This window comes from Rhodobacterales bacterium HKCCA1288 (genome assembly GCA_015693905.1).
In the GTDB taxonomy this organism is placed as follows: Bacteria; Pseudomonadota; Alphaproteobacteria; order Rhodobacterales; family Rhodobacteraceae; genus M30B80.
The window spans coordinates 214,599-226,232 of record CP065161.1; the positions used below are offsets into that span (position 1 = coordinate 214,599).

General features: G+C 57.7%; 9 protein-coding genes and 1 riboswitch. Of the genes, 7 read left to right on the forward strand and 2 right to left on the reverse strand.

The annotated features are described in order from the left end of the window. Positions 1-39 precede the first annotated feature (39 nt). Positions 40-801 carry a DsbA family protein gene (locus I3V23_01065; protein ID QPI85636.1) on the reverse strand — a complete coding sequence of 254 codons (762 nt, stop codon included), beginning with the start codon at positions 799-801 and terminating at the stop codon, positions 40-42. Between the two features lie 11 nt (positions 802-812). Continuing rightward, positions 813-2,129 carry a M48 family metalloprotease gene (locus I3V23_01070; GenBank protein ID QPI85637.1) on the reverse strand — a complete coding sequence of 439 codons (1,317 nt, stop codon included), beginning with the start codon at positions 2,127-2,129 and terminating at the stop codon, positions 813-815. A 63-nt stretch (positions 2,130-2,192) separates the two neighbouring features. On the opposite strand from I3V23_01070, the gene I3V23_01075 reads away from it, so the two are divergent. From I3V23_01075 to I3V23_01105, 7 genes are all read left to right on the forward strand, one after another. After that, the gene (locus tag I3V23_01075; GenBank protein ID QPI85638.1) at positions 2,193-3,344 is read left to right on the forward strand and encodes an aminotransferase class I/II-fold pyridoxal phosphate-dependent enzyme; all 1,152 of its coding nucleotides are present in this window, start codon (positions 2,193-2,195) and stop codon (positions 3,342-3,344) included. Between the two features lie 63 nt (positions 3,345-3,407). Beyond that, positions 3,408-4,616: an N-acetylmuramoyl-L-alanine amidase gene (locus I3V23_01080; GenBank protein QPI85639.1), complete on the forward strand. Its 1,209-nt coding sequence runs from the start codon at positions 3,408-3,410 to the stop codon at positions 4,614-4,616. Between the two features lie 119 nt (positions 4,617-4,735). After that, the gene (locus I3V23_01085) at positions 4,736-7,285 is read left to right on the forward strand and encodes a PBP1A family penicillin-binding protein (GenBank protein QPI86620.1); all 2,550 of its coding nucleotides are present in this window, start codon (positions 4,736-4,738) and stop codon (positions 7,283-7,285) included. Positions 7,286-7,371: 86 nt separating this feature from the next. Further along, positions 7,372-8,499 carry a peptide chain release factor 2 gene (gene prfB, locus I3V23_01090; protein QPI85640.1) on the forward strand — a complete coding sequence of 376 codons (1,128 nt, stop codon included), beginning with the start codon at positions 7,372-7,374 and terminating at the stop codon, positions 8,497-8,499. Positions 8,500-8,573: 74 nt separating this feature from the next. Further along, a riboswitch (FMN riboswitch) is annotated at positions 8,574-8,708 on the forward strand. 98 nt (positions 8,709-8,806) lie between these two features. After that, entirely contained in the window at positions 8,807-9,244 is a 438-nt protein-coding gene (locus I3V23_01095) for a 6,7-dimethyl-8-ribityllumazine synthase (protein ID QPI85641.1), read from the forward strand. A gap of 5 nt (positions 9,245-9,249) precedes the next feature. Further along, a complete protein-coding gene (locus tag I3V23_01100; GenBank protein QPI85642.1) occupies positions 9,250-10,413 on the forward strand; it encodes an iron-containing alcohol dehydrogenase in 1,164 nt (387 codons plus the stop codon). A 268-nt stretch (positions 10,414-10,681) separates the two neighbouring features. Then, positions 10,682-11,629 carry a sugar-binding transcriptional regulator gene (locus I3V23_01105; protein QPI85643.1) on the forward strand — a complete coding sequence of 316 codons (948 nt, stop codon included), beginning with the start codon at positions 10,682-10,684 and terminating at the stop codon, positions 11,627-11,629. Positions 11,630-11,634: the final 5 nt, after the last annotated feature.

Below are 11,634 nucleotides of genomic sequence, written 5' to 3' on the forward strand. Positions count from 1 at the left end.
AAACCCTGCCCGTTTTTCATTTTCACGCTAAGCGTTTGTTCAGTTTGCGCTGCGTTCAGCTGCAATAGCCGCCTCAATCTGGTCGCGCGGCAAGGCCCCGCGCAAGAGCCCCGTTTCCAGCACAAATGTGGGCGTGCCTGAAATATTCAGCGCACGGGCCAATTCGTAATTGAGGCTGATTGTTGCATCGATTTGCGGGTTGTTGATTTCGGCCACGATGGCCGCGTGATCAAGACCCAGCCCTTCGGCGGTGGCCTGCAATGACCCTTCGCTGACCTCGGCCCGCATCACCATCATCGCATCATGAAGCGCGCGATAGGCCTCATCCCCCAATGCGATTTTGGCCGCAATCGCATAGCGTGAGGCCAAGAGCGAGGCATCACCCAAAATCGGAAACTCTTTGACGATAAAGCGGATGTTCCCATCTGCCTCGAGCATGGCTTCGATATCGGGGAAGGCACGTTTACAATAGCCACAGCGATAATCAAGAAACTCGACTAGGGTCACATCACCCTCGGGGTTGCCGCCGACATAATCATAGGGTGAGGCGAAAATCGCGTCAGAATTGGCCGCGATAATCTGGGATTCAGCCTGCGCCTCTGCCGCGGCTTGACGCTCGTCTAGAATGTCGAAGGCCTCCATCAGCACTTCGGGATTATCCAGCAGATAGGCGCGGATTTCCGCACGAAACGCTGCGCGTTCTGTCTCGCTCATGGCATCGATGTCAAATGCGGCAGCGGGATTGAGGGCGCCAAGTGTTAGGCCAAGCGCCAAGATCAGGCTTTTCGGGGAAGGGGTCATCGCGCATCCTGTCAGTCGTTTTTCGTTTCAGCCAGACGTAACACATCTTGCGCCCGAAGCCACCCGCTTGATCCTTGGGGCAAGAGGCCTGTGGCGCGGCGGGCGTGAAGGGCGGCGGTTTCAAAATCTCCCTCCAAGGCCGCGCGTTCTGCGGTGGCCCATGCGGCCATACCATCTTGGCCATCGCGCGCATAGGCCATAGCCAAATCTCGCATAAGCCGCGCGTTGCGCCGTTCGCGGGCAAAGGCGGCCTCTAGCACCTCCAAGGCCTCGGCATTGCGCGCGGGGCTGTCGGGCGCAAGAAGGGCACGACCATATCCCGCTAAAATCAGACCTGCATCAGGGGACATCTGGATGGCCCGTTCATAGGCCACAATCGCCGCGTCATACCGGCGGTTTTCAAATAGAACCTGTGCATATAGCTCTTGGTAATAGGGGTCTGCGGGGTGGTTTAGGATCAACCGCTCTAACTCACGCAAGGCGGCATCGCCTTCGGAATTGCGGTGATAGGCCACTGCGCGGCGCATTGTTGCGATCTCTGAGGGGTCATTTCCCACCTGCGCAAATGTCCAAGAGGGTGGGTTCAGAAAGGCTGCTAATTTCCCCTTGCTGCGATCAAACCAATATTGCGCCTCGCTGTCAGGGGTTGGGGCTGTGCCGCCGTCAAAATTTGCAACCAATCGCAGACGATCACGGGTCAGCGGGTGGGTGCGCACATAGGGGTCTTGGCGGTCAGTTGAGAGTAACTCTTGCCCTGCAAAGCGATCTAGGACGCGCGCCATTGCGGTGGGGTCAACGCCTGCGCGCTCGAGATATCTCAGGGCGGCGGCATCCGCGCTCGCCTCTTCGGCGCGGGTATGTGAGAAAAAGACGCGCTGCGCGCTTGAGGCCATACCTGCCGCAACGCCCGCGCCTGCACCCGCATCCCCCGTGACGCCTGCGGCGAGCAGACCTGCCACCAAACCCAGCCGCGATGCACCGCTCATCGTGTCGGCATTCTCGGGGCGGCGGGCCAAATGCCCGTTGGCAATATGCGCGGCCTCATGGGCCAAGACGGCCTGCAATTCGGCAGGCTCGTCCAAGGCCATCATCAGCCCCGAAGTGATAAAAATCGTGCGTGCATCGCGCACAAAGGCGTTCATCTGCGGATCATTGAGCAAAATCACGCGGATAGATTGCCCCAATCCTGCCGCCTCGAGAATGGGCATAAGCAGGTTGCGTAAACCTGCCTCAATCTCGGCATCGCGGATTATGGATTGCGCCAAGGCCCCTTTGGGCGCAAGGCCAAGGCACAGGCCCAAGATCACGGCAAAAAGAAAGGATCGCATCTGTGATTGACCTTTTCGGGCAGGGCTGTTTCAAACCGATGCATCCAGTCTAGTGAGGAAGCAATGCGTTATTCAAGCCGTGGTCAGGTGGATCCCTTTATTGTGATGGACGTCATGGAGGCCGCCCGCCGTCTTGAGGAGGAGGGGCGCCACATCATCCATATGGAGGTCGGCCAACCCGGCACAGGCGCGCCACGCGCCGCGCGCGAGAGGCTCGCGCGCGCAATGGAAGAAGACACGCTAGGCTATACTGTGGCGCTCGGGCGTCCTGATCTGCGCGCGGGGATCGCAGCCCTTTATGGCGAATGGTATGATATCGACCTTGATCCTGCGCGCGTGGTGATCACCGCGGGGGCATCGGGCGGGTTTTTATTGGCATTTTCCGCGCTTTTTGATGCGGGCCAAAAGGTTGGTATGGGGCTTCCCTGTTATCCGTCTTATCGGCAAATCCTTAAGGCAATGAGTTTGGACGTTGCGGGATTGCGCACCGATGCCAGCAGTGGGTTTCAGCCGCGCCCTGACCAGATCACCGAAGATCTCGCAGGTCTGATCTTGGCAAGCCCTGCAAACCCGACAGGCACGATGATCCAAAAGCCCGCACTTGCGGAACTGGCAGCTGCCTGCGCCGCGCGGGATGTGGCCTTGATCAGTGATGAAATCTATCACGGGCTGCATTACGGGGCGCGCGCCGTCAGCGCGCTTGAGGTGACCGATCAGGCCTATATTATCAACTCCTTTTCCAAGTATTTCTCGATGACAGGATGGCGATTGGGGTGGATGGTCGTGCCCGAAGATCACCTGCGCGTGGTCGAGCGTTTGGCGCAAAATATGTTTATTTGCGCGCCACATGCGGCACAAATCGCGGCCTTAGGGGCCTTGTCGCCTGAAGGGCGTGCGGAACTGGATGAGAACCGCGCGATCTATGCCAAAAACCGCATGATCTTGTTGCAAGGGCTGCGCGCGGCGGGATTTGAGCACCTCGCGCCTGCAGATGGTGCGTTCTATGTCTATGCCGATATCAGCGCCTTTGATTGGCCTGCGCAGGATATGGCGCGCGCAATGTTGGAGGAGGCAGGGGTTGCCGTCACCCCGGGCCTTGATTTTGATCCCGAAGAGGGCACGCGCGCCTTGCGGTTCTCCTATGCCCGCAGCACGGCCGATATCGAAGAAGGGGTTGCACGCATCACGGCCTTTATGGCTGCGCACGCAAAATAGATTGTAAATCTCAATCTAAATTTTGTATCTTTCTGACGCGGATAAGAGCAGAAAGATAACCCCATGCCGCAGGTCGTGTTTCGCAGTATTTTTGCGATACTGTTTTTGTGGATTGGCCCCATGGTTTGGGCCGAAACACCCGTGCGCCTTGATCTAGGCGAAAGCTATGTCACGGATCGAGGCCAAGGGATTGAGGTGCAGCTTCGCCTTAATCGTGCCACCGCCTATGGGCTGCGTCTGCGCGACAATCCGATGCGGTTGATTGTTGATTTGGCGGGGGTAGAGGTGCAAAATCTGCCCAATGGGTTTGATCGAGCGGATCGCGCACAGGCGGTCACGCTTGGCCCCGCACCGCGTGCAGGTTGGGGGCGGTTGAGTCTGCATTTGACCGCGCCCATGGTGATTGAGCGCGCGGTGATGGATACAAGGCATTCTGACGCGGTGCGTCTCACCTTGCGGCTGCGCCCCGCAACGGCGCAAGAATTTGCAACCCATCTCACCCCCGCAAGCGCAGATGAGCCACCTCAAGCGGTGATTGCAGAACCCGCGCCGCCACTGCGCACACGGCCCTTGATTGCCCTTGATCCGGGCCATGGCGGTATTGATCCAGGCGCAGAGCGCGATGGCTATAGCGAAGCGGATTTGGTTTTGCTCTTCGCGTTAGAGTTGCGCGAGATGCTGTTGCGTGATGGACTGGTGGATGTGTTCATGACGCGCGAGCGGGATGAATTTATCCCCTTGCCCTATCGGATGTCGCGCGCGCGCATGGCGGGGGCTGATCTTTTCATTTCAATTCATGCCGATGCCTTGGCCGCAGGCGATGGCATGGCGTCTGGGGCGACAGTTTATACCTTGTCCGAGACAGGCTCTGATGCGGCCTCAGCGGCGCTTGCTGCGCAGCATGACCGCGCCGATCTATTGGCGGGCGTGGATTTGGGCCAATCCGATGATGTTGTCGCAGATTTGCTCATGGATTTGGCGCGCCTTGAAACCGATCCGCGCAGTGATGCCTTGGCCGATGCCTTGGTGACGGGCCTTGAGGGGGCAGGGGTTGAATTGCACAGCCGCCCGCGTCTTGAGGCAAATTTTACAGTGCTGCGCGCGCCTGATTACCCTTCTGTCCTCTTGGAAATCGGATTTATGTCCGAAGGTGGGGATTTGGAAAATATCCTTGACCCTGTTTGGCGGTCGCGGGCGCAAGGCGGGATTGCGCGGGCCATCGAGGCATGGTTGGCCGAAGACAATCTGCGCCGCAGCCTGATGCGGCGATAATCTTGTGTGATCTCACCATGAAGTGAAGGTTTAAGCTTTTGACGCGCGCGCGGCTGCGCCCTATAAGCGGACTCGCGCTTGGGGTAAGGCTTTTTGGGGAAGTGACACGCATGGGCCAGATCATCCGTTTTGTGATGGGTATTTTCGGCGGGCTCTTTGCCTCGGCGATCATGGCGGTTGTGTTTGGTGCCATTATTGTTGGCGGCGTGATTTGGGTTTTTGCGCGCGATTTGCCCAATTACGAAACGCTGTCGCAATATACCCCTGCCACAATTAGCCGCATCTATTCGCGCGAAGGCCGTATCATTGACGAATTCGCGCAAGAGCGCCGTGTTTTCGTGCCAGCCGAAGAAATCCCTGATCTGGTGGCTCATGCCTTTATCAGCGCCGAAGATCGCAATTTCTATCAGCATGCGGGCTATGATCCGCGCGCGATTGCATCGGCCCTTGTGGATGCGGTGCGTTCGCGCGGTCAGGATGTGCGCGGCGCCTCCACCATCACGCAGCAGGTGATGAAGAATTTCCTTCTCGATGGCAGCCGCACGATTGAGCGCAAGGTGCAGGAAATCATTTTGGCCGCACGCATTGAGCGATCCATGAGCAAGGAACGTATCCTTGAGCTGTATCTCAACGAGATTTTCCTTGGTCAGAATTCCTATGGTGTTGCCGCCGCTGCGCAGACCTATTTCAACACGGCGCTGTCCGATTTGACCCCTGCGCAAGCTGCCTATTTGGCCGCTCTGCCGCAACGGCCTGCGCGTCTGCATCCTGTGCGTGATTACGATGATGCGGTTGAGCGGCGCAATTATGTGCTGCGCGAGATGTTCGAGAATGGCTATATCACGCGCGAGGTGATGGAAGATAGCCAAGCCTCTGAACTTGAGACGGTGCAGCGGGGGGATATCGCGCCTTTCCGCTCTAGCCTGCCGCCACGGGGCTATTTTACGGATGAAATTCGCCGTCAATTGTCGACCCAGTTTGGCGAAGAAGAATTCTTCACAGGCGGGTATGCCGTGCGCGCAACGATGGATGAAAATCTTCAAATCGTGGCACAGCGCGCGTTGCGCAGCGCGCTTGAAACCTATGATCGCGGGCGCGGAGTTTGGCGGGGGGCCTTGGCGCAACTGGATGTAGCGGCCCTTGAGGATGCGGCCAGTTTGGCCGAGGCACTCTCAGCTGCGGACATCCCGCGCGATGTGGATCAGTGGCGTGTGGCTGCTGTGACGGGGTTCGAGGGCGGTGATGCCCTGATTGCCTTTGAGGATGGCGAAACGGGCCGCATCTTGGCCGATGATGTCACTTGGGCGCGCCCTTTGCGTGAAGATGGCACAACAGGCAGCGCGGCCAATTCTGCCGATGACCTGCTTGCACGCGGGGATGTGATCCATGTTCTGCCTGTGGAGGATGACACAGGGGCAGGGCATTATTCCTTGCGCCAAATCCCCGAGGTGCAAGGCGCCTTTATGGCGATGGATGTGAACACGGGCCGCGTTTTGGCGATGCAAGGCGGCTTTTCCTATCAATATTCGGTGTTTAATCGCGCCACCCAAGCCACGCGGCAGCCCGGCTCAAGCTTTAAGCCATTTGTGTATGCGGCGGCGTTGGACAGTGGCTATAGCCCCAACACCATTGTGATCGATGCGCCCATTCAGGTGGAAACGCCCGAGGGTCTTTGGCGTCCAACCAATGCTTCGGATCGGTTTTATGGCCCTGCGCCCATCCGCACAGGGATTGAACAATCGCGCAACTTGATGACCATCCGCTTGGCCCAAGATGTGGGGATGGAGACCGTTGCGCGCTATGCCGAACGCTTTGGCGTTTATGATGAGATGCAACCATTTTTGGCCAATTCCTTGGGCGCGCAAGAAAGCACGCTTTACAAAATGGTCGCGGCCTATGCGATGTTTGCCAATGGCGGTGAGCGGGTGGAGCCTACCCTTGTTGACCGTGTCCAAGATCGGTTTGGCCAAACTGTGTATCGCCATGATCAGCGTATTTGCGAAGATTGTTTGAGCGACACATTGCCCGCAGGCTTGGGACCGCGGATCGTATCCAACCGCGCCCGTGTTATGGATCCAATTACCGCCTTTCAACTCACCTCGATGCTTGAGGGGGTTGTCGAGCGCGGAACGGCGGCGCGCGCGGTGAACCTGCCCGTGCCTGCCGCAGGGAAGACGGGCACAACCAATGACGCCCGCGATGTTTGGTTTATTGGCTTTACCTCCAATATCGTGGCGGGCTGCTATATCGGCTATGACCAACCGCGGTCGCTTGGCCGCGCCTCGGGCGGTGGCACTTGTGCGCCCGTGTTCCAAGAATTTATGCAAGAGGCCGTGGCTGAATATGGCGGCGGCCCGTTCCGCGTGCCCGAGGGCGGTGTGTTCGTGCCAATTGATCGCTTCTCTGGCGAACGTCTGGCCGATGGGGAAAGCGGCGAAAACGTGGTTTATGAATATTTCCGCGCCGCCGAAGTGCCCCCTGTTGGTGCGCGTTCGGCCATTGTGGATGGTGGGTTTGCTATGGCCTCGGATTTGCCCGTCTTTGGGCCGGGTGAGGTTGATGGCGCATTGCAGGAAGAGGGCGCAGATGTGCGCACCTCGTCAGGCGAAACAGTGCGGGTTCCCACCGATACGGGCTTTGGCACGATCAGCTCAGGCGGGCTCTATTAAACCCCATCGGGGATTGCAGCCACGCCGCCGCTGGTCTAGATCACCGCGACCAGATGATTTCTTGATGCAATTGGAGCAGGTATCCGATGCGGGCCGAAACCCAATCCAATATCGACAAAATTCGCCGTTCGCTTGATTTGCTCGGGCAGCGAATGGATTTGACCACCGCCAAGCACCGCTTGGAGGAGTTCAACGCCCGTGTCGAGGATCCAGACCTGTGGAACGATCCCGAAAAGGCGCAAAAGCTGATGCGCGATCGTCAGGTTTTGCTTGATAAAATCGGCACCTATGATGCGATCAAATCGGGACTGGACGATAATATTGGACTCATCGAATTGGGCGAGGAAGAAGGTGACAGCGCCATCGTGACAGAGGCGGAAGCCGCCCTGTCTGCCTTGGTCGAGACCGCCGCCGCAAAAGAGCTTGAGGCCCTATTGAACGGCGAGGCGGACGCCAATGACAGCTTCCTTGAGATCAATGCGGGCGCAGGCGGCACAGAAAGCTGTGATTGGGCCTCCATGTTGGCACGCATGTATGTGCGTTGGGCCGAAAAACAGGGATATGAGGTTGACCTTCAATCTGTCTCTTACGGGGAAGAAACGGGGATCAAATCCGCCGTTTACAAAATCTCGGGGCATAATGCCTATGGCTGGTTGAAATCGGAATCGGGCGTGCATCGTTTGGTGCGCATCTCGCCTTATGACAGTTCCGCGCGGCGGCATACGTCCTTTTCTTCGGTTTGGGTCTATCCTGTGGTTGATGATAATATCGAAATCGAAGTGGCCCCAAATGAGATCCGCATCGACACCTATCGCTCGTCAGGGGCGGGGGGGCAGCACGTCAACACCACCGACTCAGCCGTGCGTATCACCCATATTCCCACGGGGATCGTGGTCACGAGTTCGGAAAAATCGCAGCACCAAAACCGCGATATCGCGATGAAGGCACTGAAATCGCGCCTTTATCAGATGGAGCTCGACCGCCGCAATGCCGAGATCAACGCAGCCCACGAAGCCAAAGGTGAGGCGGGTTGGGGCAATCAAATTCGCTCTTATGTTTTGCAGCCCTATCAAATGGTTAAAGACCTGCGCACAGGGTTTGAGACCTCTGACACCCAAGGTGTTTTGGATGGCGAAATTGATGGGCTGATGGCCTCGGTTTTGGCGCTGGATGTCTCTGGCAAAAGCCGTGCCGATGCACAGGCCGAAGATTGACGCCTGAGACGCAAGCACGCAGCGATGCGGCGCATTCGCGTCTTGCACTGCAGCCTTTGGTTGATTACTTCTACTGACATTCTCGGGGCGGGGTGAAATTCCCCACCGGCGGTGACAGCCCGCGAGCGCCTTGGTTTCACGACCAAGGGTCAGCAGATTTGGTGAAATTCCAAAGCCGACGGTTATAGTCCGGATGAAAGAGAATGAGCCGTGTTTCGCGGTTGCGCGGGGGCGTGTCCCTTGTGCAGGTTCGGACGCGCGTTCACGATCGCCTTGGGCACCTTGGTCTTTAGAAAGGATGACCCAAATGACGAAAACACTGAATATCGCTTTTATCAAAGCAAATTGGCACAGCGACATTGTCAACCAAGCCTTGGTTGGCTTTGAAGCGGATATGAAAGCATCAGGTCAGGCGTATAACCTGATGACCTATGATGTGCCCGGCGCGTTTGAAATGCCGCTATTGGCAAAGAAACTGGGCGCGTCTGGTAAGGTTGATGCGATTGTCTGCGCCGCATTGGTGGTGGATGGAGGCATTTACCGCCATGATTTTGTGGCCGCTGCTGTGGTTGATGGTCTGATGCAAGCACAGTTGGACACAGGCATTCCCACCTATTCCGTATCGCTGACCCCGCATCATTTCCACGAGCATGCGGTGCATCACGATTTCTATCATGATCATTTCGTGAAGAAAGGCGCAGAAGCAGCGCAAGCCTTGCGCATGGTCGCAAGTATCGAGGTTTGATCCTGATGGCGCAGGCCCTGAGCTTTGAGTTTCTCACCGCAGGTCAAATTCAATTTGGTCGCGGAAAGGTCGGGGCGGGGCTTGCGCCGCAGATTATGACTTTGGGGGTGCCCGTGATGGTGATCACGGGTGGCTCTGGTCTGCGTCACGCAGGAACGCGTGCTTTGGTTGATGCTCTTGCGCCCGTGCTGCAGGTGGCGATTGCGGCTGAACCCGATTTGAAAACCATTGAGGGTGCCGTCATGCGTGCGCGCGGGGCAGGGGTTGCCTGCGTTGTGGCGATTGGCGGGGGGGCCGTCATTGATGCAGGCAAGGCCATCGCCGCCTTGATCCCCGCACCGCATCCCGCGCTTCGTTATCTTGAGGTTGTCGGTGAGGGGCGCGCACTGGATGCCGCGCCTTTGCCTTTTGTGGCCATTCCCACCACAGCGGGCACAGGGGCCGAGGTCACCAAAAACGCGGTGATTTCTGTGCCCGAACATCAACGCAAAGTATCTTTGCGTGATGCGCGAATGTTGCCAGATTTGGCCATTATTGACCCAAGTTTATGTGACGGGACGGGGCGCGCGCAAACCATGATGAGCGGGCTTGATGCCCTGACCCAAGTGATCGAGCCTTATCTGTGCACCCGCGCCAACCCGTTCACCGATGCGCTGTGCAGGGATGCCATTCCGCGGGCCGTGTCGGGGCTGCGCCGCCTATCTGATGCCTTTGATCGGGGCGGCGATGATCCGATGGCGCGCGATGATATGGCCTTGGCATCGGTGATTGGCGGTCTTGCCTTGGCCAATGCGGGTTTGGGGGCGGTGCATGGCTTGGCGGGGCCTGCAGGCGGCTATCTGGCGCAACATGGCCTGATTTGCGCCCGTTTATTGGTGCCTGTTCTTTTGGCCAATGAGGCCCGCGCCGAAAGCCCCGCATTGCGTGGACGCTTTTCTGATCTGCGCGCTTGGATGGGCGATGCCTTTGGCGTCAGCGCCGAGATGGCCTTTGAGGCCTTGGCGCGATTTATCGAGGGGCAAAACCTGCCGCGATTGGGGCAAGCGGGTCTGCCTGCCGACAAGATCGACCAGATTGCACAAGCGGCGGCAAGCTCGTCTTCGATGAAGGCGAATCCAGTCGATTTGACCGCGTCTGATTTGACCGAAATTCTGCGCGAAGCCTTATAACCCAAGCCCCAAATTACCCGTTGCAATTGCAACAATGGCCTCGGTTTCCGCCAAAGTTCCAAAGATTTTTTCAAGAAATTATCTCATGAAATCAACGTAAAGTTGAGGCCGCTCGCATGTTTTCTGCAATGCGGCGTGTAATCCCTGTTGACGTAATTTTGCCCGAATGCAAGAAATTACAGCAAGTGTAATATTTTTCATTGCGGCGATGTATTGCCGCGCGAGGGGGGATCACGGGTTATGCCGAAGCCAAGGATGATCTTTGGGGATGCTCATGGATTATGAGGCCAGTCTCGCCATTCGGGCTGCGTGGCTGCATTACGCAGGCGGTTTGACGCAGGCGGCTGTGGCCAAGCAGCTTGGCGTGCCATCGGTAAAGGCGCACCGCTTGATCTCACGCGCGGTGCAAGAGGGTGCTGTCAAAGTGTCGATTGATGGCGATATCTCGGAATGTGTGCGCTTGGAGAGCGAGCTAAAAGCGCGCTTCAATTTGGATTTTTGCGAAATTGCCCCCGATATCGGCGAAGAAGGCTTTCCCATTCGGGCCTTGTCGATCGCGGGGGCAAGCTTTCTGCGCCGCGAAATCGAACATGGCGGCCACAGTTGCATCGGGGTTGGGCATGGGCGCACCTTGGCCGCTTCGGTGGCAGAGATGCCGCGTCTCGATGCCAAAGGGGTGCAGTTCGTGTCTCTTCTGGGGGGGCTTACGCGCAATTATTCGGCCACGCCCCATGACGTTATGACCCGCTTGGCCGAAAAAACAGGCGCAACCGCCTATGTGATGCCCGTGCCGTTTTTCGCCAACACTGTTGAGGATCGCGAAGTGCTGCTCAGTCAGCGCGGTGTTTCTAACGTGTTTGAGCTGGCCGCAGGGGCAGAATTGAAACTTGTCGGGGTCGGCACAACCGAACCTGACGCCTCCCTGGTTTCATCGGGCATGATCCAGCTCGATGAAATCCAGGAAGTCATTTCTCAAGGGGGGGTGGCCGAAATCTTGGGTCACTTTTTTGACGAGAAGGGGCAGCCGTTGGAAACAACGCTGACCGCAAGAACGCTGTCGGTCGGGCTGGAGGAGCCTCGCCGCACGCGGATTGTCGCCATCGCTGGTGGCAAGGAAAAGATCGGCGCAATCCGATCTGTTTTGATGAGCGGCTGTCTCAGCGGCCTCATCACTGATGAGCGCACAGCAATGGCGCTTGTGGTCCAAAAATCCTGATTGGT

What these genes read in the sequence shown, in the direction of transcription:
- I3V23_01065 (QPI85636.1), bottom strand. Translation starts at nt 801, where the DNA reads ATGACCCCTTCCCCGAAAAGCCTGATCTTGGCGCTTGGCCTAACACTT.
- I3V23_01070 (QPI85637.1), bottom strand. Translation starts at nt 2,129, where the DNA reads ATGCGATCCTTTCTTTTTGCCGTGATCTTGGGCCTGTGCCTTGGCCTT.
- I3V23_01075 (QPI85638.1), top strand. Translation starts at nt 2,193, where the DNA reads ATGCGTTATTCAAGCCGTGGTCAGGTGGATCCCTTTATTGTGATGGAC.
- I3V23_01080 (QPI85639.1), top strand. Translation starts at nt 3,408, where the DNA reads ATGCCGCAGGTCGTGTTTCGCAGTATTTTTGCGATACTGTTTTTGTGG.
- prfB (QPI85640.1), top strand. Translation starts at nt 7,372, where the DNA reads ATGCGGGCCGAAACCCAATCCAATATCGACAAAATTCGCCGTTCGCTT.
- I3V23_01095 (QPI85641.1), top strand. Translation starts at nt 8,807, where the DNA reads ATGACGAAAACACTGAATATCGCTTTTATCAAAGCAAATTGGCACAGC.
- I3V23_01100 (QPI85642.1), top strand. Translation starts at nt 9,250, where the DNA reads ATGGCGCAGGCCCTGAGCTTTGAGTTTCTCACCGCAGGTCAAATTCAA.
- I3V23_01105 (QPI85643.1), top strand. Translation starts at nt 10,682, where the DNA reads ATGCTCATGGATTATGAGGCCAGTCTCGCCATTCGGGCTGCGTGGCTG.